This is a genomic window from Bradyrhizobium viridifuturi (genome assembly GCF_001238275.1).
GTDB lineage: Bacteria > Pseudomonadota > Alphaproteobacteria > Rhizobiales > Xanthobacteraceae > Bradyrhizobium > Bradyrhizobium viridifuturi.
Window position 1 is genome coordinate 158,780 of record NZ_LGTB01000012.1, and the last position, 24,903, is coordinate 183,682.

General features: G+C 65.7%; 28 protein-coding genes and 1 pseudogene. 15 read left to right on the plus strand and 14 right to left on the minus strand.

Annotation, left to right across the window (positions count from 1 at the left end; genetic code table 11):
* Positions 1 to 10 precede the first annotated feature (10 nt).
* Positions 11 to 829: a tetratricopeptide repeat protein gene (locus ALC15_RS13380; protein WP_050627609.1), complete on the plus strand. Its 819-nt coding sequence runs from the start codon at positions 11 to 13 to the stop codon at positions 827 to 829.
* Positions 830 to 892: 63 nt separating this feature from the next.
* Complete coding sequence (locus ALC15_RS44820; RefSeq protein WP_016843021.1) at positions 893 to 1,042, plus strand: hypothetical protein; 150 nt, start codon at positions 893 to 895, stop codon at positions 1,040 to 1,042.
* 67 nt (positions 1,043 to 1,109) lie between these two features.
* Here ALC15_RS44820 and ALC15_RS13385 read toward each other — a convergent pair whose 3' ends face one another.
* From ALC15_RS13385 to ALC15_RS13400, 4 genes and pseudogenes are all read right to left on the minus strand, one after another.
* Entirely contained in the window at positions 1,110 to 1,727 is a 618-nt protein-coding gene (locus ALC15_RS13385; RefSeq protein WP_050627610.1) for a hypothetical protein, read from the minus strand.
* 7 nt (positions 1,728 to 1,734) lie between these two features.
* Entirely contained in the window at positions 1,735 to 2,259 is a 525-nt protein-coding gene (locus ALC15_RS13390) for a (2Fe-2S)-binding protein (protein WP_050627611.1), read from the minus strand.
* Positions 2,256 to 5,029, minus strand: a pseudogene (locus tag ALC15_RS13395) (xanthine dehydrogenase family protein molybdopterin-binding subunit). The gene ALC15_RS13390 and the pseudogene ALC15_RS13395 overlap by 4 nt, the downstream one beginning before the upstream one ends.
* Positions 5,030 to 5,165: 136 nt before the next feature.
* A complete protein-coding gene (locus ALC15_RS13400; protein ID WP_050627642.1) occupies positions 5,166 to 6,257 on the minus strand; it encodes a hypothetical protein in 1,092 nt (363 codons plus the stop codon).
* A 288-nt stretch (positions 6,258 to 6,545) separates the two neighbouring features.
* On the opposite strand from ALC15_RS13400, the gene ALC15_RS13405 reads away from it, so the two are divergent.
* Positions 6,546 to 7,250 (plus strand): GrlR family regulatory protein, encoded by a 705-nt coding sequence (locus ALC15_RS13405; RefSeq protein ID WP_050627612.1) that lies wholly within the window; start codon positions 6,546 to 6,548, stop codon positions 7,248 to 7,250.
* A 72-nt stretch (positions 7,251 to 7,322) separates the two neighbouring features.
* Here ALC15_RS13405 and ALC15_RS13410 read toward each other — a convergent pair whose 3' ends face one another.
* Entirely contained in the window at positions 7,323 to 7,766 is a 444-nt protein-coding gene (locus tag ALC15_RS13410; RefSeq protein WP_050627613.1) for a DMT family transporter, read from the minus strand.
* Between the two features lie 158 nt (positions 7,767 to 7,924).
* Here ALC15_RS13410 and ALC15_RS13415 point away from each other — a divergent pair, with 158 nt between their 5' ends.
* A complete protein-coding gene (locus ALC15_RS13415) occupies positions 7,925 to 9,547 on the plus strand; it encodes an ABC-F family ATP-binding cassette domain-containing protein (protein WP_050627614.1) in 1,623 nt (540 codons plus the stop codon).
* A gap of 1 nt (position 9,548) precedes the next feature.
* On the opposite strand, the gene ALC15_RS13420 is transcribed toward ALC15_RS13415, so the two are convergent.
* The gene (locus tag ALC15_RS13420; protein ID WP_050627615.1) at positions 9,549 to 10,181 is read right to left on the minus strand and encodes a DapH/DapD/GlmU-related protein; all 633 of its coding nucleotides are present in this window, start codon (positions 10,179 to 10,181) and stop codon (positions 9,549 to 9,551) included.
* A gap of 87 nt (positions 10,182 to 10,268) precedes the next feature.
* The gene (locus tag ALC15_RS46145) at positions 10,269 to 10,814 is read right to left on the minus strand and encodes a dienelactone hydrolase family protein (protein ID WP_244486049.1); all 546 of its coding nucleotides are present in this window, start codon (positions 10,812 to 10,814) and stop codon (positions 10,269 to 10,271) included.
* A gap of 149 nt (positions 10,815 to 10,963) precedes the next feature.
* Here ALC15_RS46145 and ALC15_RS46150 point away from each other — a divergent pair, with 149 nt between their 5' ends.
* Entirely contained in the window at positions 10,964 to 11,236 is a 273-nt protein-coding gene (locus ALC15_RS46150) for a hypothetical protein (RefSeq protein ID WP_244486050.1), read from the plus strand.
* Positions 11,237 to 11,286: 50 nt separating this feature from the next.
* Entirely contained in the window at positions 11,287 to 12,162 is an 876-nt protein-coding gene (locus tag ALC15_RS13430) for an MBL fold metallo-hydrolase (protein ID WP_050627616.1), read from the plus strand.
* A gap of 24 nt (positions 12,163 to 12,186) precedes the next feature.
* Here the strand turns inward: ALC15_RS13430 and ALC15_RS13435 are convergent, their stop codons facing one another.
* From ALC15_RS13435 to ALC15_RS13445, 3 genes are read right to left on the minus strand one after another with little or no spacing between them, the layout of a single operon-like run.
* Complete coding sequence (locus ALC15_RS13435; protein ID WP_050627617.1) at positions 12,187 to 12,384, minus strand: hypothetical protein; 198 nt, start codon at positions 12,382 to 12,384, stop codon at positions 12,187 to 12,189.
* 52 nt (positions 12,385 to 12,436) lie between these two features.
* On the minus strand, positions 12,437 to 12,739 hold the full coding sequence (locus ALC15_RS13440) for a PilZ domain-containing protein (RefSeq protein WP_050627618.1): 303 nt from the start codon (positions 12,737 to 12,739) through the stop codon (positions 12,437 to 12,439).
* Positions 12,740 to 12,747: 8 nt separating this feature from the next.
* Positions 12,748 to 13,518, minus strand: coding sequence for a DUF2336 domain-containing protein (locus ALC15_RS13445; protein WP_050627619.1), 771 nt, complete (start codon positions 13,516 to 13,518; stop codon positions 12,748 to 12,750).
* 311 nt (positions 13,519 to 13,829) lie between these two features.
* Here ALC15_RS13445 and ALC15_RS13450 point away from each other — a divergent pair, with 311 nt between their 5' ends.
* Together ALC15_RS13450 and ALC15_RS13455 are read left to right on the plus strand one after the other, a co-directional pair.
* Positions 13,830 to 14,789, plus strand: a complete 960-nt coding sequence (locus tag ALC15_RS13450) for an AraC family transcriptional regulator (protein ID WP_244486051.1) — start codon at positions 13,830 to 13,832, stop codon at positions 14,787 to 14,789.
* Between the two features lie 70 nt (positions 14,790 to 14,859).
* Positions 14,860 to 15,105, plus strand: coding sequence for a PilZ domain-containing protein (locus tag ALC15_RS13455; protein ID WP_050627621.1), 246 nt, complete (start codon positions 14,860 to 14,862; stop codon positions 15,103 to 15,105).
* A gap of 129 nt (positions 15,106 to 15,234) precedes the next feature.
* On the opposite strand, the gene ALC15_RS13460 is transcribed toward ALC15_RS13455, so the two are convergent.
* Complete coding sequence (locus ALC15_RS13460; RefSeq protein WP_024581562.1) at positions 15,235 to 15,483, minus strand: hypothetical protein; 249 nt, start codon at positions 15,481 to 15,483, stop codon at positions 15,235 to 15,237.
* 149 nt (positions 15,484 to 15,632) lie between these two features.
* Here ALC15_RS13460 and ALC15_RS13465 point away from each other — a divergent pair, with 149 nt between their 5' ends.
* The 4 genes from ALC15_RS13465 (at position 15,633) to ALC15_RS45165 (ending at position 18,548) form a co-directional block, all read left to right on the plus strand.
* Entirely contained in the window at positions 15,633 to 16,310 is a 678-nt protein-coding gene (locus ALC15_RS13465; RefSeq protein WP_050627622.1) for a nitroreductase, read from the plus strand.
* Between the two features lie 3 nt (positions 16,311 to 16,313).
* Positions 16,314 to 17,246, plus strand: a complete 933-nt coding sequence (locus tag ALC15_RS13470; RefSeq protein WP_050627623.1) for an alpha/beta hydrolase family protein — start codon at positions 16,314 to 16,316, stop codon at positions 17,244 to 17,246.
* Between the two features lie 139 nt (positions 17,247 to 17,385).
* The gene (locus ALC15_RS45160; RefSeq protein WP_200914668.1) at positions 17,386 to 17,814 is read left to right on the plus strand and encodes an acyl-CoA dehydrogenase family protein; all 429 of its coding nucleotides are present in this window, start codon (positions 17,386 to 17,388) and stop codon (positions 17,812 to 17,814) included.
* Positions 17,811 to 18,548, plus strand: a complete 738-nt coding sequence (locus tag ALC15_RS45165; RefSeq protein ID WP_200914669.1) for an acyl-CoA dehydrogenase family protein — start codon at positions 17,811 to 17,813, stop codon at positions 18,546 to 18,548. Before ALC15_RS45160 ends, ALC15_RS45165 begins: the two co-directional genes overlap by 4 nt.
* A 23-nt stretch (positions 18,549 to 18,571) precedes the next feature.
* Here ALC15_RS45165 and ALC15_RS13480 read toward each other — a convergent pair whose 3' ends face one another.
* A complete protein-coding gene (locus tag ALC15_RS13480) occupies positions 18,572 to 19,573 on the minus strand; it encodes a zinc-dependent alcohol dehydrogenase family protein (protein ID WP_244486052.1) in 1,002 nt (333 codons plus the stop codon).
* Between the two features lie 98 nt (positions 19,574 to 19,671).
* Between ALC15_RS13480 and ALC15_RS13485 the strand changes: the two genes are divergently transcribed.
* Positions 19,672 to 20,526, plus strand: a complete 855-nt coding sequence (locus tag ALC15_RS13485) for a LysR family transcriptional regulator (RefSeq protein WP_050627624.1) — start codon at positions 19,672 to 19,674, stop codon at positions 20,524 to 20,526.
* Positions 20,527 to 20,611: 85 nt separating this feature from the next.
* Here ALC15_RS13485 and ALC15_RS13490 read toward each other — a convergent pair whose 3' ends face one another.
* Complete coding sequence (locus ALC15_RS13490; RefSeq protein ID WP_050627625.1) at positions 20,612 to 22,693, minus strand: methyl-accepting chemotaxis protein; 2,082 nt, start codon at positions 22,691 to 22,693, stop codon at positions 20,612 to 20,614.
* Positions 22,694 to 22,850: 157 nt separating this feature from the next.
* Positions 22,851 to 23,102: a hypothetical protein gene (locus ALC15_RS13495; RefSeq protein ID WP_050627626.1), complete on the minus strand. Its 252-nt coding sequence runs from the start codon at positions 23,100 to 23,102 to the stop codon at positions 22,851 to 22,853.
* 211 nt (positions 23,103 to 23,313) lie between these two features.
* Here ALC15_RS13495 and ALC15_RS13500 point away from each other — a divergent pair, with 211 nt between their 5' ends.
* Positions 23,314 to 23,904, plus strand: coding sequence for an NADPH-dependent FMN reductase (locus ALC15_RS13500; protein ID WP_050627627.1), 591 nt, complete (start codon positions 23,314 to 23,316; stop codon positions 23,902 to 23,904).
* 32 nt (positions 23,905 to 23,936) lie between these two features.
* The gene (locus ALC15_RS13505; protein ID WP_050627628.1) at positions 23,937 to 24,719 is read left to right on the plus strand and encodes an SDR family NAD(P)-dependent oxidoreductase; all 783 of its coding nucleotides are present in this window, start codon (positions 23,937 to 23,939) and stop codon (positions 24,717 to 24,719) included.
* Positions 24,720 to 24,903: the final 184 nt, after the last annotated feature.

Below are 24,903 nucleotides of genomic sequence, written 5' to 3' on the forward strand. Positions count from 1 at the left end.
CCTGCCGCCCATGTTCAGACCCTTCCATGCAATTGTCGTCGTCGCAGCGCTGGCTGCTCCGGCGCTCGCCCATGCGCAATCCGCCGACCTCGTGCTGTGCGACCGGCTCGCCGCCGATCCCTCCGATCCGGACAAGCCGGCCGACGTGAAAGGCGTGTCCGAGATCGCGTCGGCGGATATCGCGACCGCGGTCAAGTATTGCGCAGTGGCGGCAAAATCGTCGCGCCGCGCGATGTACGAACTCGGCCGTGCCTATGCCGCCAACCGGCAGACGGCGGAAGCGGCCGCCGCCTGGCGCAAGGCGGCCGACAAGGGCTCGACGTCGGCGATGGTCGAGCTCGGCGTGCTCTACGGCAACGGCACCGGCGTCGCCAAGGACGAGGCGCAGGCGCGCAAATTGTTCGAGCGCGCGGCGCAGGCCGGCAATGCGCGCGGCGTCAGCAATCTCGCGGCGCTCGGCGGCAGCGCGGCTGCGGATCCGGCACGTGCGCGCGAGTTGCTCGCCAAGTCTGCCGAGACCAATGCGGAAGCGCAGTACCAGCTCGGCATGATGCTCGCCGAAGGCAAGGGCGGCGCGCAAGATGATGCCGGCGCGCGGGCATTGTTCGAGAAGGCCGCTGCGCAGAACCATCCGGGCGCACTCGAGCGGATGGGCGCCTTCGCGCAGGCCGGCCGCGGAGGGCCGAAGGATAGCGATGCGGCAAAAGCCTATTACGAGCGCGCCGCCGCGCTCGGCGATGAGGATGCCAAGAAGGCGCTGGAGCGCGCCCGCTGTCCCTATGTCATCAAGGACAAGCGCGGCAATGCCGTGACCAATCTTTGCTTCTGATCAAACAGGAACGCTCACGCCCGCGTATCGTTGACCTGCGAAAGGCATTGGCGAGGCGACGTCATGATCCGCAAGCTGCGTTCCGGCGAATACCGGCTGTACTCCCGCAAGGTCAATCCGAAGACCGGCAAGCGCCGCAATCTCGGCACCTTCAAGTCACGCGCCGCCGCAGAGAAGCACGAGCGTGACGTGCAGTACTTCAAGCGCCACTAGGACCGCGTGCTCTTTGTGGACGCATGATCTTTTCGGAAAACCGCTGCGCACTTTTCCAGATCATGCGTCACGGCGTGGGGCAGGCCGCGCCGGTCTTCACCCAGGCCTCGACCAGCGCGCCGGCCTGTGCCTGCGTGCCGGGTGCCGGTGAGCGACCGAAACCGGGATGCCAGGCCCAGCCGACCAGCGTGTCCTTGCCGATATGCTCGATCAGCTCCTCGACCTTGCGGCCGCCATTGCGTGCGGGATCGCGGATCTGCGCGCAGATTTCGCCGACGGTCTTGCCGGCCCATGCCATCTCGCGCGGCGCGAGATGCCATTCCGGGTGCCCCGGCACGCGGCCGGGATCGAAATTGGCGTGCTGATGACAGATCGAGCAGCGCATCGCGCTGGTGCCGTGACCATCGGCTCCGCGCGAGACCGGTGGCTGGTGCATGCGGCTGATGTCGCCCTGCCACGGGCTGTCACCGGCGGGATGGCAATTGGTGCAGCGCGGATGCGTCAGCACCTTGCCGAGCTCGGTGAAGATCGCCGCGGAGCGCTGCTCGACATTCTCGATTCCGGCAAAGCTCTCCGGCGAGGCGAGGGCGTGGCTTGCGCTCTCCGATGCTGCGTAGCCGGCGCACAGGCTGGTCGCGAGCGCCGTCAGCACCGCAATGATCCGAAACCGCGTGTCCGATGTCATCGCGGGCTCACTTGTTGGCGGTCAGATAGCGGTTGGAATCGGCGAGGATCACGTCGCGCACTGCCTGGTGATACTTGATGTAGCCGGTGCAGCGGCACAGATGGCCGTCGAGCGCCTTCGCGATGACGGCCTCGAGCTGGTCACGCGCCACCGGCGCCTTCGCCAGCCGCTCGAGCAGCACCTGGCCCTCATTGAGGAAGCCGGCCGTGCAATAGCCGCACTGGAATGCAAAGTGGTCGATGAAGGCGCGCTGCAACGCCGAGAGCTCGCCGTCCTTGGCGTGGCCCTCGACGGTGCGGATCGCCATGCCGTCGAAATTCGCCGCCGGCACCACGCAGGTCGGCGTGGTGTAGCTCGTACCGTCGGGATTATCGATGATGACGGCGCAGCTCAGGCACTGCGCGGCGCCACAGCCGAACTTGGTGCCGGTCATCCCGAGCATTTCCCGCAGGAAATCGTTCATCGAGAGGTCGTCGCGGACCTCGATCGGGCCATGCTTCTGGCCGTTGATGGTGAGGTTGAGCGTCGTCACGCAAGCGCTCCCTTGAGCAGGCTTGTTGTCACCGGCAACGAGCGGAAGCGGTGGCCGGTGGCATCGTTGATGGCGTTGAGCAGCGCCGGCACGATCGGGATCATGACAACCTCCGCTATGCCCTTGGGCGGCTCGTCCGGCGTCAGCGGCGGCAGCATCTCGATCTCGAGATCATGCAACGGCAGGTCGGAGCCGCGCGCGATCAGATACTGGCCGAGATTCCATTGCCCGTTGCCGGGGCCGCCTTCGAACGGCGCAAGGATTCGAGCAGCGCGTAGCCGACGCCCATGGCAAAACCGCCATGCGACTGGCCGAGCACCACTTCAGGCACCAGCGCCTGACCGCATTCGAACACGCTGTAGGCCTTGGCGATGCGCAAGATGCCGGTCGCGCGCTCGATCTCGACGCGGACCAGCGTGCCGCACATCGAGGTGTATGCGGTGCCGATCCGGTTGTTGTCGGTCGGCGGAAATTTCACGCTGGTTCGGTCGATCCGCTCGAACCGGCCGCGGCCGCGGCGGATCGCCAGCGCATCGATCTCGGCGCGGACCTGCTCGCCGAACAGCGGGAAGCGCGCACGCGACCAGGCCCAGCGCGAGAAACTGTGCGCGATTGCGCCGGTGACGAAGCCGCGCGCATGCGCGGTCGCCGCAAGCCTTGGCAATGGCAGCGGGGCGAGATCATCGAGCACGAGCTGGCCGTCCCGCCAGCGCGCTCTGTCCCATTGCCGGGCGCGGGGATCGGTCTTCGCAATGTGCCAGAGCTCGAGCGCCGCCGGCCACAGGCCGAAGCGGAAGATGATACGGGCGGCCTCGGCCGCGGAGTGCGTGCCGACATGGGCGCCGATCGAGGCGCTGGTGGCCGAGCTGATCGCGGGCACCCAGCGCGGGTTCTTCTCAGCGAGATTCTGGGTCTTCTGGTCCATCGTGTAGGGATCGCCGGAGGTGACGAGCCCGAGCGCCTCGTAGCTGTCGACCCGCGAGACCGCGACTTCGTCGGCCACGGCGCCGAGATGGCCCGCGACCCGGTTGGCGAGCGCGGTGCCGACGCCATTGCCCATCTCGACATGATCGCAGTGGATCGCGATCCGCCCCTCGGGATCGATCTCGACCCGGCCGAGCGAGCAATCCGCGCCCGAGCCGTAATCCTTGGTGACGCAGGCGACGCCGGTGCCGACCAGCCGTCCCTCCGGCGCCTTCTGCTTGAAGTCGGCGCGCTGCTGCCAGATCGGATGCTTCTCGAGCTTGTCGAGGATGTCAGGTGTTCGCACCGACACGATGTAGGGATTGCCGGTCATGGTCCGGCCGTTCTGCTTCAGCGCATTGTTGCGGCGGAACGCGATCGGATCGGCCTTGAGCTCGCTGGCCGCCTCGTCGATCAGCACTTCCAGCGCGGTCATGGTCTGCAGCGTGCCGTAGCCGCGCATCGAACCGGCGGTGACGCCGCGCGAATGCACCGCCACGGTGGTGACGTCGACCTTCGGGATATCGTAGATGCCGATCGCTGCAGTCGCGGCGACGACCGCGACGTTGGCGGAGAAGTTGGCGAGCCCGCCGCCGTCGAGCACATGGTCGGCGGCGAATGCCGTGATCTTGCCGCTGGCGCGATCGATCCCGATCCGCGAGCGCATCTTGATCGGGTGACGTTTGATGCCGCCCTGGAATTGCTGGTAGCGGTCGTGGGCCAGCCGCACCGGCCGTCCCGGGAAGAACATCGCCGCGAGCGCCACGTAGAGCACGAACGGAGTGTGGTCGCGGCCGCCGAAGCCGCCGCCGACATGGGCGAACTGCGCATTGATGTGCGAGGGGCGGAACGAGGACCGGGCCTTGCCGAGCATGAAGGCAATCGACTCGGCCGCCTCATAGGGCGACTGCACGCCGAGCACCAGTTCGAGGTTGCCGGTGCTGTCGCTGTACCAGGCCAGACCGCTTTCCGGTTCGAGGAACATCGGATCGACCGACTGGGTCTCGAACTCGCGGTCGAGCACAAGCTGCGACGGATCGTCTTTGGCGAGCTGGGCGCGGATCGCTTCGCCATGGATTGCGGCCTTGGCGTAGTCGGCCTTGGTCTCCTTGGCGAGCGGCAGCCAGACCGGCAGCGCCGCGTTCTGGATGCGGCTCGGCGAAACCCAGCCGGCCTGGATCGGCGAATAGACGTCGGGCGCATCGGGCGTCGCGCCGGCCACGCGCGTGAAGCGATACGCGCCAAAGTCCGGGAGGATGACCGGCCCGGTCTCGTCACCGAACTTGACGAAGCCGACATCGCGCAGCGCGAGGCGCGCGCGGTCGAAGGCGTCGAACTGCTCGAAGATCAAGAGCGCGACCGGTTGTCCGAGATAGAGCGGCGTCTTGCCGACCGGACAGAGCAGGTCGCCGGCATGGAACTCGGGCACCCTTGTGCCGATCCGGTCGAGGTCGGCTGCGGTCACGACGACCGACGGCTTCGCCGGACCATCGAGGCGGGCGAGGTCCAGGCCGGCATAGACATGGGTGGCGTCGTTGGCGCGGACCAGGATGGCGTGCGAGGTGGTCGCAGGCCAGCCCGGCATGTCAGCGGCGCGAAAGTCGGACGCGTAGAGTTTTGCGCCGGTGACCTTGGCCACGCCGTCGACGCGGCCGGCGCCCTTGGCCGCCGGATTGAAATGGCCGCGCCCGGGCAGCGTCTCGCGGCTCGCGAAAGCCGGCTCCTTGGCAAGCGCCAGATGCGACAGGCTGACCGAGACGCCGCCTGCCGACAACCACTTCACGAATTCGCGTCGCGAGGGCCGCATGGTCCGATCTTTCATCGACACCTCGACGGCATATCGCGCCGGGGTTTAACAAGTTTTGAAATACACGTGGAAGTATTGCGGCAAAGCGAGTGCAACGGCAATGCCGCAATAGGTCGTCTCACCTGCAGCGTTGGCCTCACTTGAGGTCGGCGATGGTGGCCGGTCCTGGGCCCGGCGTGATCAGGGTCGGCCATTGCTTGGAGCCGAACGGCACCAGCGGCGGCAGGAAGGCCGTCATGCCGCGCTTCTTGGTCTCCGCGATGATCGCCTCGCGCGCATCGCCCCCCATCAGTTCGTAATCCATCAAATGGTAGCTGCCGAAGAACAGCGCGCCGACCGAGCGGTCGGCGATGATCCGGGTCAGCGATTCCAGCATGTCCGACGGCGTCGTGGTGAAGGAGATGGTCTCGATCAGCATCAGGCGGCTGTTGATGGCGTCGGGCCCGAAGAACTGCGCCAGCACGCTGAAGATCACGTTGTTCTGCCGAGCCACGTAGATCGTGTTGCTCGCACCATAGGTCTTGTCCCAGTCGGGGCCGAGCTGGGCCTTCCAATCGGCCATGACCGTCATCCAGTGCGCGACTTGGGTCTGCGCTGCCCAGGCGACGTTCTTGGCGAGCAGTGGCGCCTGTTTCTTTCCGAATGCCTCGAGCGTCGCGAACGGGATCGCGCTGGCGGCGAGGCATTCGTCCATGAAGGCGATGTTGTTCTTGAGGATGGCGCGGTTGTTATCGCGCCAGTCCGCCTGCATCGGCGTGGCGTCGAGCCCGTCGAGCGCCGATTGCATCCGGCTGCGATAGGCCTGCATCGACCCGCGCCACGATTTGTCGTCGGGATTGTTGACATAGGGGCCGACCACCTCGGCCAGCGCCATTGTGCTGTGGCCGACCGATTTGAGCAGCTGATAGACGATCGGCACCTGCGGCGCCTCGGTCGGCGGCTTGCCCGGCCGGTACAGGATCAGGCGTCCGCCGGCGCCGGAGAACAGGCCGAGGATCACCGGGTGCTTGTCGAGCACGTTCTTCTGGAAGATCCGTGCCGCATCGCCATAGAGCTCGAACATGCCGGTGTTGAGCGCGAGCACATCCTTGGTCGCGACATCGGCCGGCGTCGAAGAGGTCTTGCCCGAGATCGGTGCCATATAGTCGGGCAGCGACTGGGCCAGCGCAGCACCGCTGTTGCCGAGCAGCAGTGCCAGCGCGGCGGCCGCGCGAAATCGATTGATCATGTGATGCTCCTCGAAGCCTCGCGCCAACGCCGCAGCCGGATGCGGCCGCGCGACCATTAGCGGAATGCGCAAATGCTTGGACGCAAAGAACTGGAGAGTAGTGAACAGGGAGTATAGATCCCGCGCGACGCGGCACGACGCGGGCGGATGCCTACAGCTAAGCGACGAATCGGCCGGTGTCCACACCCTGACATTGCCGGCTTGCCCTGCGCCAAAACACCCAATGGTGCGGCTTTGGGCCCGGTGCTATGTGGCGAACAGAATCAATTTTATTCATTGGATTTTTGCGTGCTCAACGGACTTTACAAGGTCGAGTACGGCATCAATGGCGCATTCGGCCGCAGCATCATGTGCCTGCACGACGGCAAGATGATGGGTGGCAATTCGGCCTTCGCCCATCTCGGCACCTATCAGGTGACGAATGGCGAGATCATCGCCGACGTGATCACCGAACGTCACAACGACGATGTCAACTTCCAGCCGCTGATGGGCGCCGACGTCGCCGTCATCAAGGTGCGCGGCCGAACCGAGGGCTCGACCATTCTGCTCGAGGGCAAGGCGGATGCCATGCCGGACGGCGTGTTCTGGGCGAATTTGGCGCCGCTCGACGATGAGGCATTGCCGCCGCGCGGGAAGGTTGGGCCAGGCGGCATCGCCAACGGGCTCTACGCGATCCAGCTCCGCGCGCTCGATGGTGTTGATGCCGGCCTCACCGGGGTGATGCTGCTGATGGACGGCCGCATCCTCGGCGGCGATGCGTTCTTCTACTATCTCGGCTCGTATTCGTCGGCGGATGGCCGCTGGCGTGGCGAGATCGTCAACCAGGAGCACACGCCGGCGAGGGGCGAGTATCCGGTGTTCGGCGGCTATGAGGTCGGCATCGGCTTCGCCGGCTCGTGCCGCGAGGACGGCGCCGAGCTCGAAGGCATCGCGCTGGCCGGCAAGCGCAGCCTTCGCCTGTCGGCCGAACTGCGGCTGATGCGCCGGGCGTAGAGCATACTCCGGAAAAGTGCGAAGCGGTTTTCCGACAAGAGTATGCTCAAACAGGGCCGTGCGACTGCTTCCTCAATCCTTGATCAGCAGCACGCCGCCGATGATCAGTGCGATACCGGCCAGTCGCGAGATCGACACCGGATGCTGCGCCAGGCCGAACAGGCCGAAATGGTCCATCGCGATGCCCGCGATCATCTGGCCTGCTACCACCAGCGCCAGCAGGGTCGCGGCACCGAGCGACGGCAGCAGCAGGATCATCAGCAGGATGAACACGCCGCCGAGGATGCCCCCGCTCCAGGCCCACCAGGGCACCGCCGCCACCAGCTTCCAGGACGGCACCGGCTCCCGCGTCGCGACCAGCACGACCGCCATCGTGATGAGCCCGCCGAGATAGCTGACGAGACCGGCCCAGGCGGGGGAGTTGAGGGCCGACCGCAAATTGCCGTTCAGGACCTGCTGGGTGGCGACGCTGATGCCGGCGCCGAGCGCGAGGAGATAGAGAAACCAGACTTGCATGTGATGCCCCCAATGCGGATCGCCGTAGGACTCATGTCATATTCCATTGGCAACGATCGTGGCATGCACAGAGCATGGCGGCTGACCTGCGGAATGGGCTTCCACCCGCGTCCCAGATCGAATAAGAGGCCGCAAACCCTCAGTTCCCCAGTATTCGAATGATCCGCCTCGATAACGTCTCCAAGCAAGTCGGCCACCAGATCCTCTTCATCGAAGCGTCCGCGGCGCTCCAGAAGGGCGAGAAGATCGGCCTGGTCGGCCCGAACGGCGCCGGCAAGACCACGCTGTTCCGCATGATTTCGGGCCGCGAAATCCCCGATGAGGGCCAGGTCTCGCTCGATCGCGGCATCTCGATCGGCTATTTCAGCCAGGATGTCGGCGAAATGAGTGGCCGCAGCGCGGTCGCCGAGGTGATGGACGGCGCAGGACCGGTCAGCGTGGTCGCGGCCGAGCTCCGGGAACTCGAGGCCGCGATGGCCGACCCCGACAAGGCCGACGAGATGGACGACATCATCGCGCGCTATGGCGAGGTGCAGCATCAGTTCGAGGAGCTCGACGGCTACGCGCTCGACGGCCGTGCGCGTGAGGCGCTGGCGGGGCTCGGCTTCAGCCAGGAGATGATGGACGGCGACGTCGGCAAACTCTCCGGCGGCTGGAAGATGCGCGTGGCGCTGGCCCGTATCCTCCTGATGCGGCCCGACGTGATGCTGCTCGACGAGCCGAGCAACCACCTCGATCTGGAAAGCCTGATCTGGCTCGAGCAGTTCCTGAAGGGCTATGAGGGCGCGCTGCTGATGACCTCGCATGACCGCGAGTTCATCAACCGCATCATCAACAAGGTGGTCGAGATCGACGCCGGGCAGCTCACCACCTATTCCGGCAATTACGAGTTCTACGAGCAGCAGCGTGCGCTCTCCGATAAGCAGCAGCAGGCGCAGTTCGAGCGGCAGCAGGCGATGCTCGCCAAGGAGATCAAGTTCATCGAGCGCTTCAAGGCGCGCGCCTCGCACGCCGCCCAGGTGCAGAGCCGGGTCAAGAAGCTCGACAAGATCGAGCGGGTCGAGCCGCCGCGGCGACGCCAGACCGTGGCGTTCGAATTTCAGCCGGCGCCGCGCTCGGGCGAGGACGTCGTCAGCCTGAAGAACGTCCACAAGGCCTATGGCAGCAAGCGGATCTATGACGGGCTCGACTTCATGATCCGTCGCCGCGAGCGCTGGTGCGTGATGGGCATCAACGGCGCCGGCAAGTCGACGCTCTTGAAGTTGGTGGCCGGCTCAACGGACCCCGACGATGGCGCGGTCGCGATCGGCGGCAGCGTCAAAATGGGCTATTTCGCCCAGCACGCGATGGACCTGCTCGACGGCGAGCGTACCGTGTTCCAGTCGCTTGAAGATGCGTTTCCGCAGGCCGGGCAGGGCTCGCTGCGCGCACTCGCCGGCTGCTTCGGATTCTCCGGCGACGACGTCGAGAAGAAGTGCCGGGTGCTGTCGGGCGGCGAGAAGGCCCGGCTGGTGATGGCCAAGATGCTGTTCGATCCGCCGAACTTCCTGGTGCTGGACGAGCCGACCAACCATCTCGATCTCGCCACCAAGGAAATGCTGATCAATGCGCTCTCCGAGTTCGAGGGCACCATGCTGTTCGTCTCGCACGACCGTCACTTCCTTGCGGCGCTCTCCAACCGCGTGCTGGAGCTGACGCCCGAGGGCATCCATCAATTTGGTGGCGGCTACACCGAATACGTCGCGCGCACCGGCCATGAAGCGCCCGGGTTGCGGGGCTAGCTCAAGCCCGCCACCGCGCGCAAAATGCTTCGACGTCGCCGGACTGAAACTCCGGCAGGCGCTCCCAGATGGTTTCCGGCGGCCAGTTCCACCAGGCGATCTGCGACAGCTCGGCCGCGATCCTGCGGCTGAAGCGCTCCTTGATCGGCCGCGCCGGCACGCCGCCGACGATGGTGTAGGGCGCGACATCGCGCGAGACCACAGCGCCGGCTGCGAGCACCGCGCCGTCGCCGACGGTGACGCCGGGCAGTACGATCACGCCATGGCCGATCCAGACGTCGTTGCCGATCACGACACGGTCCCCACGCCGCTCGCTGAAGAAGCCGTGATCGCGCTCGGCGGAGGCCGAGTAGTATTCAGGGCAATAGGTGAAGCGATGCTGCGACGGGCGCTCGACCGGATGGTTCGGCGCGCCGATCCGGACCTGCGCCGCGATCGCGCAGAACCGGCCGATCACGGCGTCGGCGACCATGCAGCCGCTGCCGAGATAGGAGTAGTCGCCGAGCTCGGTGTATTCGATCGCCGTGTCGCCGAGCACTTCACAGCAACGCCCGATCTCGACCTCCCGCAGCTTGACCGTCGGCTCGATGACGGTTTCGGCAAGCTTTGGGCGGGAAGGCTTCGGTGCGGTCATGGCATTGTCCTCGATACGGCGAGCCGTTTCAGTCGCACGATTTTTGTTACGGCGAGATGACAGAAGAGGAGAACAGGTACCCGCAGTCTAGTTTTTCAGCGCATCTACCGCGGCGATCGCCCTGACCATCGCGTCCTCCAGGGCCGCGCTGTTGGCGGGATTCGATTGACGCTTGCGGCCGGGATCGTCGAAATCGTGGGTCGCGTCGGGATAGACCACGACGTCGATCTTGCTGCCGGCGGCGATCGAGCGGCGGGCGACGTCCTGGCAGCGTTCGGGCGATACCTCTTCGTCGGCGGTGCCGAGCAACATCGTGATCGGCGCAGCCGACGTCAGTGTCTGTGCCAGCAGGGCGGCCGGTCCGCAGCCCGGGTAGAACGCCAGCGCGGCACGATAGCCCAACGCCGCGCCTTGCCGCTGCATCACATTCAGCGCAGTGCTGCCGCCGTTCGACCATCCCTGCAAGAAGATGCGATTGGTGCTGACATCCTTCTGGCTGCGCAGCCAGTTCAGCGCGCCCTCGGCGTCGAGCGGCCGCACGGTCTTTTCATTGACGTCGGCGCGATCGGAATCGCCATGGGTGAAGCGGCCGAAGCCATGGGCCTTGCCGCGCGGCCCAAAACTGTCCGGCAAGATCGCGATATAGCGTGGTCGGCCCAATACTGTCCCCACATCGCGTGGCGCTTGGACAGGCTGCCGGCATTGCAGGCCGCGGACGGATTGGCCCGCGATACCAGCGCGCAGTCCTTGTTGACGTTGACCGAATAGGGGCCGCCGCGGCCGTGCAGCAGCACGATCGCGGGGTGTGGGCCCGGGGTTTGCGGCCTGAACAGATAGCCGACGATCTCGGTCTTGCCGTCGGCGCTCGGGAAGAAAACCGTATCGGGCGCGGCCCCCGCCGCCGTCGGCAATATCGTCAGCATCAGGAGAGCAATCTGAATCGCGCGGTGGGTCATCGGCGCAGCATGGACAACATTTCGGATGAATTGGGGCATCGCCGTTTCCCACCAGCAATGCAAAGCGGCATGGCACGCTGCGTGCTGCCCGGCTTGTGAGGCCAGGTGCCGCCCGTTACGCTTCAGCAAAAAAGCGGGAGCGAAACGGCATGAGACAGATCAGGATCGGCGACATCACGATCGACGCGGTGATCGAGCGCGAAGGGCCGTGGCGGCGGCCGCAGGATTTCTTCCCGACCTATGACGACGCGGTGTTCAAGCATCACCTCAAGACGATGGAGCCTGAGGTCTTCGATGCCGCGCGCGGCTTGATGATGATCACCTACCAGACCTTCGTGGTGCGGACGCCGCACTACACCATCCTGGTCGACACCTGCACCGGCGAGGACAAGGGGCATGCGCCGCCGTTCGATTTCCCGGGCAAGGAGCGCTGGCGCAACGAGCTGTTCGCACTCGGCATCTCCTATGAGCAGATCGACTACGTGTTCTGCACCCATCTGCACATCGATCACACCGGCTGGAACACCACGCTGCGCGACGGGCGCTGGGTGCCGACCTTTCCGAATGCGAAATACGTCTTCCACAAGCGTGAGTATGCGGCCTGGGAGGCGGAGAACGCCAAGGGCGCCAATCCGCCCGGCACGGTGTTTCGCGACAATTGCCTGCCGATCGTCGAGGCCGGGCAGGCGCTCCTGGTCGACGACGACTATGCGCTCGACGACACCGTCACGCTGACGCCGACGCCGGGCCATTCGCCCTGCCATTGCTGCGTCAACATCTTCTCGAAGGGACAGCGCGCGGTGGTCGCCGGCGATCTGATGCACCATGCGATCCAGTGCCGCGAGCCGGAGTGGTCGGCAAGGCCCGATTGGGATCCGAAGCAGTCGGCGGTGTCGCGGCGAAAATTCTTTGCCTCTGTTGCCGGGACCGACACGCTGATCCTGCCGGTCCATTTTCCAGCCCCGACCGTCGGCCTGATCACGGCGGACGGCGACCGCTTCGACTACCGCTTCAAGCGCGAGTAGCGGCGCCGGCGTTCGGCGGCCAGGTCACCCGGATCGCGCCGTGCCAGTTCGGCGCGGGACCTGGGTCAGGAAGCGTTCGAGATCGGCGCAGAGGCGGTGGGCGAGTTCCTCATCGATCTCGAACGCGGCGACGGTGCCCGCGCAATCGATTTCGATGGTCCCGCGAAGGGGCCCGGCGGACGCGGTCGATACCGCGATGTTGGTCACTCTCTGCACGGTCATGTCGTCAACTTCCCCTCAGGCCGGTCGCCGCCAATTTTCATCTCGGCAAATCTCATCTTGGAATGACGGGGTGTCCCTTTCGCTTGCGTTCTTCGATGAATCTGACGCCGATTTCGGTGCCGTCGACGCGAACCAGCTCGCAGCGCCGGAACGCCAGTCCCCGCGAGGACAACACCAGGAAGAACTCCTGGGCCTTCAGCACATCCAGCGTTCCGTCGACCTCGAGCCGGGCGCCGCTCTGCGAGACGTCGAGCAGGATGCAGCTTCGCCGCCACGTGCCATCGACGCCCATCAGATTGACGGGGTGGCGCGTCTCGAGCTTGACGCGCTCCGCCCTGCGGTCACCATACGTCATGACGCTACTCACACTGAAAATGGCTTGGTCATCGCCTTGGCCCGCGCCTTCGCATCGTCGATCGTGGCTGGTGGGTTCGCGAAGGCGCGGGCGGCGCAGGCATCAATGGCGGCGCGGATTGCGTCCTGGATGTCGGGACGTGCGATCTTGAGCAGCCGGGCCTGCTGGCGGGGCGTGGATCGCCTCACAAGGTCGGCGAGAACGCGCCGAGGCAGGTCCTTGCGCGCGATCAACGCGCCCGCGATCTCCTCGTCGCATTCGGCGGCGTCGACCATCATGGCGAGGCCTGCGCTGGTGATATCGGCGCCGGGGTTGCCCGCGAGCACGCGAAGCACGCTGCCGTCGCCGCGCATCAGCAGAATATCCGTGAGCTCCTGGCTGACGGCCTTGCGCCCTGCGATCGCGCTGAGGTGTCCCTCGGCCCGCATCCAGGCAATATCGATCAGATCGGTCTCCGGGATACAGTCGCAGGCCCGCAGGATTGGTGCGGCGACGTCGGCGTCGTCATGGTTGGCCAGGCGACGCGCGAGCTCCCTCGGCACCAGATGGAGGTCGGCGAGCGAGCGGCTCAGCGTGGTCAGGGTCCGCAGCTCGACGCTCTCGCTCAGGCGGATCAGGATGTCGTCGAACACCTCGACGTGGCGCGCGCTGAGGCGATGCGCGTCCTCGAGAAACAGCCCGGCCACCTCCTGCAGCATGCGCGTGCAGAGGTCGGGGGAGCCGGCTTTCAAGACGTGGTCGAGCTTGGCAATGAGATCGGGCGAGGCAATAGCTGTCATTGCGGTCCTTAAAATGTTCCGCGACGGGGAACATCATCGTTCCCAATGCCAATCTGCTCCCCGAATCTTTAATAGGGGTATAGAATTTGATGGGATGGCCGGTCTCGACGGTGGATATCCCGGCTAACACTATCGAAATTCGGCAGCAGGGATCGTTTGCCTGATTGTCCGGTTCGACGAACGGCCCGCATTTTTCCCGATTGTATTCGTCTGACGATTCGCATTTGGTGCATGGACATTATCGATGAGGCCGGCGCGCCAGGCGCGGCGCCGCGCAAGAAATTTCAAGAACATTTCATAGGAGCGGTCATTTGACGGCGCCATTGCTGGTGCCGAGAGTCTTTCGTTTTGACGACGTTGATGCATTCCGGAGTTCGATCCGAAACCTGGATGTTGATTTCACGCCACTTGCGCGGAAGATTTCGGCCGAGCAGGTCATCCTGAGCTTGCCGGGATGCGAGCTCAACTACACGCAGTCGTTTCCACGGATCGTCGACGCCCAGCTTGCGCCGCATACGACCGCGGTCGGCTTCACGATGGACGACGGCGTGCCGATGCGCTTCAACGGCGTCGAGCGCGACCGCGCGGTGATCGTGCTCGGCGGCGGCGGCGCGTTCTACACGTCCGTCGAGGAGACGCCCCGCCAGTACGTCTCGGTGATGTTCACGCCCGAGATCCTTGACCGCGGTTGGCCGAACCCCGGTCTCCATTTCAGCATTCACGAAATTTCACAACGCGCGCAGGATCTGCTGCGTGAACTTGTGAGACAGGTGCTGCTCGTGACGTCTGACCAGGTGACGATAGCCGAGTTCGCGACCGGCGCATCGATCAAGGAGACGCTGCTTGCGGCGATCGACAACGCGTTCGCCGAAGTCGTTCCGGCCAAGTGGACGACGCGGGCCAACACGACGCGCCAGTTCAAGGTGTTCAACGACGCGCGTGCCATTCTCGCCGGCGACGTCGCTCATCCGATCTATAGCGGCGAACTCGCCAGGCAGATCGGGGTGTCCGTGCGCACGCTGCACGATGCGATCCAGCGCTACCGGGGCGTGAGCCTGCATCGCTATTTGCGTTTGCGCCGGCTCTGGCTGGTGCGCCAGCAGCTGCTCGCCGGTGCGCCCAGCGTCAAGGCCTGTGCGCTGGCCTACGGGTTTTGGCACCTCAGCGATTTCTCGCGGAGCTACCGTTCGCAGTTCGGGGAAGCGCCGTCGGAGACGCTGGCAGCCTCGCGTCGTCCCGGCGTCGTGACCGACGCCAGACATGATTCGTAACATTCGGTCTGAACGGAATCTTAACGGCCGGTGGGGAATCTGTTGGTACAATTCCACCAGAGGCGGCCTGATGCATCCCCGACGATTTGCGCGTGTTCGTCCGTCAGGATGCGTGTCCAGCGTGGTCAAACTTCAGCTCGAGCCGAAGGCGCCGCTGATTGAGTGCCGGCTGGTGGATTATTCCGCCGGCGGAGCCTGCCTGGAATTCGCAAAGCCGGTTCAGCTGCCCGAGCGCTTCGAGATGTTTCACGGCAACACGCGGAAGCGTTGCCGGCGGGTCTGGAGCAAGGGCGTCCGGGTCGGCGTCTCGTTCTGAGCGGTCCATCCATTCGTCAATAGTCAACGGGCCGCGGCCGCGCGACGCGTCAATAATCAACGGGCCGCGCGCCGCGCGACCCGATGGTCGATCCCGATTGAGGGGGTGAATAGGCGCCGACGAGGGGCCTCAGGCGCCGCTCTGGCACTTCTTCATGAACGAGGTCTTGGCTGCACCGGCGAGCTTCTTGCCGTCCGAGCCGACCGCCTTGGTCTCGCAGGTATCGGTCGTGCACTTCTTCATGAACGAGGTCTTGGCCGCGCCGGCCAGCGGCTTGCCGTCCTTGCCGACGGCCTTCGTCTCGCAGGAGGCGTCCTGAGCAAATGCCGAACCGGCGGCAAAGGTCGCGATCACGGCCGCCAAGAAAATCCGCTTCATCTGGGTTCTCCCTAAACCAAACCAGTGACCGGATTGGATATCGGATTCTTGGCCCGATCAAGTTCCCACGGCCGATTTTGTCTATAAAATACCGGGTTAGCCGTGAGAAAATTCCGTGTGCGGCGCGGAACAAAATGGGGAAACGCGGAATGGAATTCGAGACGCTGGTACAGACACGCAAAAGCGTGCGCGGGTTCAAGCAGCAGCCGGTGTCGCGGGCGACCGTCGAGGAGATCATCGAGGTGGCCAAGCGCGCGCCGTCCTCGATGAACACCCAGCCCTGGCACGTCCACGTCCTGACCGGGGAGCCGCTGGAGGAAGTGCGCCGCCGCAACATGGAAGAGATGATCGCGGGCGCCAAGGCCAAGCGCGATATCGTCAGCCATGGCGAGTATCAAGGCGTGCACCGCGGCCGGCAGGTCGACATCGCCAAGAAGCTGTTCGGCGCGATGGGGATCGCCCGCGACGACAAGCCGATGCGGCAGGATTGGGTGCTGCGCGGCTTCCGCCAGTTCGACGCCCCGGTCTCGCTGGTGCTGGCCTACGACCGGATCCTCGATCCCGGCGCGGTCTGTCACTTCGATCTCGGTGCGCTCTGCTACGGCATCGTGCTGGCCGCCTGGGATCGCGGCCTTGGCAGCGTGATCAACGGCCAGGGCATCATGCGCTCGGACATCGTGCGCGAGGTCGCCAACATCCCGGAAGACCAGGTGATCATGACCTGCGTCGCGATGGGCTATCCCGACGACAGCTTTGCCGCCAATGCGGTGCGCTCGGACCGCGAGGCCAACAGCGACTTCGTCCGCTATGTCGGCTTCGCCGATTAGACCATGAACCGACCGGTGTGGACCCGCGGCAGGATCGGCGCGGTCGCTCGCGCCCTCGTCGTCTGCATCCTGGCGCTCGGCCCGGTGCAGGCGGAGGGCATACGTCTCGACGCCCTCAAGATCCCGGTGCCGAATCCGGGCGGGGCAGGACCGTCGACCGCGCTGCTCGACGCGATCGTGCTGCGGCCGGATGACGGCCTGCCGCATCCGCTCGTCCTGCTCAATCACGGCTCGCCGCGTTCGGCGAGCGACCGTCCATCGATGAGCCCTTACGGGATGTGGGCGCAGGCGACCGAGTTCGCGCGGCGTGGCTGGGTCGCGGTGGCGTTCCTGCGCCGCGGCTACGGCGTCTCGCAGGGCGGCTGGGCCGAGACCTACGGTCAATGCTCCGACCCGGATTATGCGAAAGCCGGCCGCGCCGGTGCCACCGACATCGCCGCCGCGGCCAAATTCATGACCGGCCAGGCCTATGTCAGCAAAGGCAAATGGATCAGCGTCGGCCGCTCGGCGGGTGGCTTTGCCACGGTCGCATTGACGTCCACGGCGCCGTCAGGCCTCGCCGCCGCGATCGTGTTCGCACCGGGCCGCGGATCGACCGGCCCCGACACCGTCTGCGAGGAGGGCGAGCTCGTCGACGCGTTCGCGCAGTTCGGCAAATCCTCGCGCATTCCGCTGCTGTGGGTCTCCGCCGACAACGATCACTTCTTCGGCCCGCAACTCGTGACGCGGTTGTCGGATGCGTTCGCGAAATCAGGCGGCAAGCTTTCGCTGGTTCGAACGCCTGCATTCGGCAGCGACGGTCACGCACTGTTCAATGAAAGCGGAACGGCGATCTGGGCGCCGATCGTCGATCGCTTTCTTCGCGACAACAACCTCGTGCTGCGCGATCGATTGCTCGATGCGCCGCCGCGTCCGGCGCAATTGCGCAGCCGCTGACCGCGCCGCGGGATATTGAATTCCGCCGAGTGAAACCATCGCGCGACAGTGAGCGCGCGTGCGCGTTTCCGCTATTCCAGCCGACAAAAAATACGCTACTGGTTTTGTGAAGCGAAACAGCACAGGCGAGGAATCCCAGATGAGCGATGATGAACAGACAGCCATGATCCGCGAGACCGTCGCGAAATTCGTCGATCGCGAACTGATCCCGCTCGAGCCGCAGTATCTGAAATCGCGGCTGCCCGGCAGCGATCATCCCGAGCTCACGTCGGAGCATCGCAAGCGGCTGCGCGACGTCTCCAAGGAGCTCGGCCTCTGGGGCCTCGATGCGCCCGAAGATCTCGGCGGCCACGATCTGCCGACGCGCACGATGGCTGCGGTGCATGAAGAGCTCGGCCGCAGCTGCGTGCCCTTCGTGTTGCCGCCGGACTCGCCGAACCTGCGCATGCTGCAGGCGGTCGGCACCGACGCACAGAAGAAGAAATACATGCAGCCCTATATCGAGGGCCGGATGGCATCGGCGATCGCGATCTCCAGCCCGGCGCCGGCGGCGATCCCGCGGGCATGAAGACGCGCGCGGTGCTCGAAGGCGAGCAATGGGTGCTGAACGGCCGCAAGATATGGATCAGCAATGCCCGCGCCGCCGACTTCGTCATCGTGATGGCGCGCGTCGGCAACGACCAGCGCCAGGGCGGCATCACCTCCTTCATCGTCGAGAAGGGCACGCCCGGCTTCATCATCGAGCGCGAGATCCCGATGGTTGGCGGCGGCTCGACCTACGAGATCGTGTTCGAGGACTGCCGCATCCCGAAGGACTCCGTGCTCGGCGAAGTCGGCAAGGGCTACGCGCCGATGCAGCTGCGCCTGCGCACGCGGCGGCTCGAGATGGGATCGACCTGCGTCGGCATCACCAAGCGCGCGCTCGACATGATGTGCGAGCACGCCAAGCAGCGCGAGACCTTCGGCGTCAGGCTCGCCGAGCGCCAGGCGATCCAGTGGTGGATCGCGGATATCGCCACGCGCATGCATGCCTGCCGGCTGATGGTGCGCGAGGCTGCCGACAAGACCGATCGCGGCGAGGACATCCGCCACGAGGCGTCAATGATCAAGGTGTTCGCGACCGAGATGGCCTATGACGCCTGCGACCACGCCATGCAGACGCTCGGCGCGCTTGGCGTGACGCTGGAATTGCCGCTCAACGCGCTCTGGCAGAAGGCCCGCCTGATGCGGGTCTACGAAGGCCCGAGCGAAGTGCATCGCCAGGCGATCGCCCGTCGCGTGCTCGGCCTGCGCGGAGGCTAGGCTTCGGGGCGCGACGGCCTAGACTAGACCGCGACATCCACCACCACCTTGCCGGTCGCGGTCCGGTCCCGGATCGCGGCGTGCGCGTCGGCGATCGTCGCAAGCGTGAAGTGACGCGGATCGAGGCGGGGCACGATCTTGCCGTTTTCGACCAGCCGCGTCGCCTCGCGCAGAATCTCGCCGTGATGCACGCGGCCCTCGCCGGTCAGCAACGGTAGCAGCGTGAACACACCCGAATAGCTTGCGGCGCGAAACGACAGCGGTGCCAGTGCGTGCGTACCCCAGCCGAGCGCGCTGACGACGTGGCCGAAGCGGCGCACCGCGTTGAAGGAAGCGTCGAGTGTCGCGCCGCCGACCGTGTCGAACACGATGTCGAAGCCGCGGCCGTCCGTGTGGCGGGCGACGTATTCCTCGACGGTCGCGCTGGTGTAGTCGATCGGCGTTGCACCGAGACGTTCGATGAGCGGCAGGCTGTTTGCCGAGCCGGTGGCATAGGCGTCGGCACCGAAGGCGCGCGCGATCTGGATGGCGATATGGCCGACACCGCCGGCTCCGCCATGGATCAGAACTTTCTGGCCAGCGGCGACTTGCGCGCGATCGACCAGACCTTCCCACGCGGTGATGAAGATCAGCGGCAGTGCCGCGGCTTCGCGCATAGAGAGATTGGAAGGCTTCGGCGCCAGCAGGTCGGCATCGACGGCCGCATAATCGGCAAGCGAACCCTGGAGCCCGCCGATGCCGCCGGTCATGCCGTAGACCTCGTCACCCCTGTGGAATCCTGTCACGCCGGGGCCGACAGCCTCGACCACGCCGCTGAGATCGATCCCGAGGATGGCAGGCAGCGGCTGCCGGGCATGCGCGGCCTGACCTGCCGCAATCTTGAGATCGAGCGGATTCACACCACTCGCGTTGATGCGGACCAGCACCTGGCCGGGTCCCGCCTGCGGCCGCGCAATGTTGGTCGGACGAAAGGGCGTGTTGGGGGCGTCGAGTATCGCGGCGCGCATCGAAGATTGGTCGGTCATCTCGAACTCCTTGGTTGCGCTCAGATCTGACGGCATCATGATTGTTTGAAAATAGACGATATTGTAGTCTGTCCATTCATTCTTGAATGAGATGGCCGATGGAATGGAGCGATCTCAAAATATTCCTCGCTGTCGCGCGCGAAGGGACCCTTGGGTCGGCGGCGCGCAAGCTCGGGCAGAGTCAGCCGACGATGGGGCGGCGGCTCCGCGCGCTTGAGCACGCGCTCGGACAGACGCTATTTCAGCGCACCGCGGGCGGCTTCGTACTGACCGACGAAGGCACCAGCGTGCTCGTCCATGCCGAACGTATGGAGGAGGAAGCCGACGCGCTGGCGCGCGAGGTCGCCGGACAGGATCGACAGCTCGATGGTCTGTTACGGATTTCATCGTCGGACTGGTTCGGCGCCCATCTCTTGACGCCGGTACTCGCCGAATTCGCCAGGCTTCAGCCACGCGTGGTGGTCGAGCTACTAACGGATGCGCGGCTGTACAGCCTGCCGCGCCGCGAGGCCGACATCGCATTCCGCATTACACCGTTCGACGAGGCGGAGGTGATCTCGCGGCGGCTGATGCACATCGAATATGGCGTCTACGTGCGAGCCGACCGTTCATTCGCGCCGAAGCCGGGTGATGGGCGCGGCACGCCGCTGATCACGATGGATACGGCGTTCGGCGGCATGCCCGATGCAGTGTGGCTGAAGAAGATGATGCCGAATGCTCACATCGTCTCACGCAGCAACAATCGGGAGGTGCAGGCACGGATGTGTGCAGAGGGCGCCGGCATCGCCGTCTTGCCACGGCCGCTTGCGGATTCAATGATCGGATTGCGCCTGATCGATCTCGGCGCACCACCTCCGGGGCGCGACACCTTTGTCGGCTATCATCGCGACCTGAAGCGGCTCGCACGCCTGCGTGCGTTGCTCGATCTCCTGATCGAGCGGCTTGCGAACTGACGGGAGCATGATCCGGAAAAGTGCGAAGCGGTATCCGACAAGGTGATGCCGAAACAGGAATCCAAAGCGCGATGACCGATCGCGCTTACGCCGCCCGCACGTCTGACAGGAAGCGGTTGACCTGGCCGGCGAGGTCCTTCGACTGCGTCGAGAGCTGTTCGGCGGCACCCAGCACCTGGGTTGCCGCCGCGCCGGTATCGTCGGCGGCGCGCTGCACGCCGGAGATATTGGAGTTGACCTCCTGGGTGCCGCGTGCGGCTTCCTGCACGCTGCGCGAGATCTCCTTGGTCGCCGAGCCCTGTTCCTCGATCGCGGCGGCAATCGCGGTGCCGATCTGGTCGATCTCGGTGATGACGTCGACGACGCTCCTGATCGCGGTCACGGTCTCGTCGCTCGCGGTCTGGATCGCGGTGATCTGTTCGGAAATCTCGGTGGTGGCCTTGGCGGTCTGGCCGGCCAGCGATTTCACCTCCGAGGCGACCACGGCAAAGCCGCGGCCGGCCTCGCCGGCGCGAGCTGCCTCGATGGTGGCGTTGAGCGCGAGCAGATTGGTCTGCGCCGCGATGCTTTGGATCAGCGTCACGACGTCGCCGATCTTCTGCGCGCCCTCGGCCAGCGAGCGCGCGGTGTCGCCGGTGCGGCGGGCATGGTCGACTGCACGCGCGGCGATCTCGGTCGAGGTCGCGACCTGCCGGGCGATCTCCGAGATCGACGAGGTCAGTTCCTCGGTCGCACTCGCCACCGTCTGCACGTTGGTCGAAGTCTGATCCGAAGCAGCCGCGACGACCGAGGCCTGGCGGTTGGTGGCCGCGGCGGTCGCCGACATCGATTGCGCGGTGTCTTCCATGACCGATGAGGCCGCGGACAATCCGCCGACCAGTTCGGTGACCTTGGCTTCGAAGGCACGGGTGAGATCGTCGAGCACCCGGGCGCGCCGCATCTTGACGTCGTTCTCCGCTTCCTTCTCGGTCGCGAGGCGGTCGGCCTCGATCCGGTTGTCCTTGAACACCTGCACGGCGGCGGCCATCGCGCCGATCTCGTCGTTGCGCGCGGCGCCCGGGATCGTTTCGGCGACCTCGCCCGCGGCGAGCCGCGACATCCGGCCGGTGAGGGCGGCGATCGGGTTGAGGATGCGGCGGCGGACCACGACGATGAGGCCGGCGCTGACGGCGCTGACGGCGAGCAGGCCGATCAACGCAATCACGAAGCTGAAGCGCGCCGCCGAATAGGCGCTGGCGAGCACCTGCTCGGCGTTCTCGTAGAACGCGTCGCGCACGGTGATGATGGCGGCGAGGCCGATCTGCGATTCCGGATAGTAGGTGTCGAGATCCTGCTCGTACTTGCCGGTCACGGCGCCTTCCTTGGCGAGCTTCAGCGCCTTGCCGAAGCGCTCGACATAGTCGGCCTGCATCTTGCCGAGCGCAGTCATGACGTTCGCGGGCGTCGCCGGATTGTTGCGGAGCTCCTGCAAGGTCGAAAGGATCTGCTCGGTGCGGCCGGTCGAGCGATAGAGTTCCATCTTCTCCGGTTCGGTCGCGACGCGCTTGGCGCCGACCAGCGCCTTATGCAGGCTGGCGTTGAGGCCGCCGGTGTCGCGCAGCATCCAGGCAACGTTGGCGTAGCTGGCCTGGCGGTAGGCGTTGCCGTCGAGGCCGGCGAGGCGGCGCACCTGCTCGTCGAGCAGCGTGGTGACGCCGGCATTGAACACTGAATTGTCGGCGACGATCTTGCCGGCGGCGGCGCGGCGGACATCAGCCGGTCCGGCAATTGCAGCGGCGATGGCGTCGCGCAGCCCGGCAAACTTCACCTTCAGCGCGTCGATCTCCCGCGCGACGGCCTCGCCATCGTCGAGTGATCCCGGCAGGGTGGCGCGCACCTGGTTGACCTTGGCGAGCGCGCCGTCAGTCAGCTGACGCTGACGGTCGAGCTCGGCGATCTGCTTCGGATCGATCGTGGCGCCCCCAAGCAGCAGGTTGGTGGCGTAGCCACGCTCGGGGTTCATGTAGCGCGGGATATCGCCGACGGCGCGGACGATCTCGAGCCGGCTCTGCGCGGTCGAGACCTTGTCCATGGTCTGATACTTGGTGACCGCGACGTATGCCGCGAGGCCGCCGCCGACCGCGGACAACGAGACGATCGCGGCGGTCAGGAGAGTACCGATTTTCATGGGATGCGCGCCATTTCTTGACGGGGAGAGGAGAGGCCTCAACCGTACCGGGTGCGCATTAACCCAGGGTTTATGATACGGGACCCGTGGGGGTCCCGCTCATTCGTATGATCCGAAAGTCGAAGGCGCCGCGTCGCTCAGCAGCGCGGCGTGACGATCAGTGCTCGTCGCCGTCAGCGCCCTTGGTCGCGGCGCGGTGCTGCGTGGCGCCGCCCGCGCCCGCTTCGCCGCAGGGAAGCTGGTTCCAGGTCCCGTCGGCGGCCTGCTGGTAGGCCTGGCAGCCGACCGAAGTGGTGGCGGTGGATTTCTCTTCGGCTTTCTGCCGCTCAGCACTCTTCGCCAGCGCCGGCGTAGCCACGGCGGCGATGGCCGCGAGCGAACCTGCGAAAACCAGCTTTGCGATCCGCATGTCGGGTTCTCCTTCTCGAAGCAAATCCATATCGAGAAAAGAAATCTGGCGATTTTTGGCCGGGGCGGGGGACCTGCGACGAATTGCTTAATGCCGGGAAAAGCCGGCCGGATCGGCGTTAACTTCTGCCTGGCGGCGCGCCGCAATGGAGCGGGGCGATTGATGCGGGCAGCGCGACGGTGTCGCGGCTGCGTGCTACGATGATCGCATCATGACCCATCGCATTCTCGTTCTCTACGGCTCCTATCGCTCGGATCGCATGGGCATCCGGCTGGCCCACTTCGTCATCGACGGCCTTCGCGGGCGCGGCGACGACGTCGAGCTGATCGACGCCAAGGAGGTCGGCCTGCCGATGCTCGACCGCATGTACAAGGAGCATCCCAAGGGGCAGGCGCCGGCCGTGCTGGAAACGCTCGCCGGCAAGATCCGCGACGCCGACGGCTTCCTGTTCGTTACCGGTGAGTACAATTGGGGCATGCAGCCCGGGCTGAAGAACCTGACCGATCATTTCCTTGAGGAATGGTTCTGGCGTCCGGCGGCGATCGCAAGCTATTCGGCCGGGCGGTTCGCCGGGGCGCGCGCCGCCACCGCCTGGCACGGCACGCTCTCGGAGATGGGCATGGTGGTGGTGTCGAGCACGATCAGCGCGGGGCCGATCGCGCAGACGCTGTCGGCCGAAGGCAAGCCGATCGGCGAGGGCGGCAAGGCGCTCGAGCGCGCCTTTCCACGCTTCGCCGACGACTTCACCTGGTGGATCGAAGCCGCCAAGGCACAGCGCGCGCGCAAGGCACCGCCATACTGAGGCAGGTCTGCAAGTCCGGGAGCTGAGGAACCATGAGCCTCTTCACATCGCCGTTCGATCCCGCGCGCGAGGCAGCTTTGGTGACCGGCGCAGGCAATGGCATCGGCCGCGCCATCGCGCAGGCCCTGGTCGGCGAGGGTGTGCGCACCGTGTTCGCCGATCTGCATGAGGACAGGGTTCTGGCCGCGATCAAGGCCGCCCCACGTCCGGAGCTGGCGCTGCCCTGGGTCGGCGATCTTGCGCAGCGTAAGGCGTGCGATGCCCTGCTGGCACATGCGCAAGCTTCACTCGGGCAGGTGACGCACTTCGTCCATAGCGCCTCGCCGCCGCGCCGCGAGGCCGATCATGCGATGGCGGTCGACGACGAGACCTGGCGGCAGATGCACGCGGTCAATCTCGATGCGGGCTTTCATCTGTCGCGCGAACTGGCGCGCAGACTGATCGCGGCGAAGACGCCGGGCTCGTTCCTGTTGCTCACCTCGCTGCATGCCGGCACGCCGCGCAACTTGCCGCATTACTCGACGGCGAAGGCCGGCATGGCGATGCTGGTGAAGGAGCTCGCCAAGAGCTGGGGCCGCCACGGCATCCGCGTCAATGCGCTGGTGCCCGGGGCGATCGCGGCCGGCGGCTTCGTCGCCGATCCCGCGCTGGCAAAGCACATCCCGCTTGGCCGGCTCGGCCAGGCGGAGGATCTTGCGCCGCTGGCGGTCGCCGTGCTGTCGCACAAGATCTCCGGCTATGTCACCGGCGCATCGATCGTGGTCGACGGCGGATTGTCGTTGACCAACTGGTTCGCGCCGCCGGAGCTCGATTGAGGATTCTTGTTTGACGCGTTTTCTTCACGCGAACCGGTGCCCACTTCGCTCGAAAACGCTTTCTATTACTTGGTCCTGATGTAGCCTGCGAGCCGCGTCTTCTGGTCCTGGCACCAGGTCGTCATGCTGCCGGCGCGGCGCTGATCGAGATCGGTGGTCTGGGTTGCGATCGCAACTTCGGTCA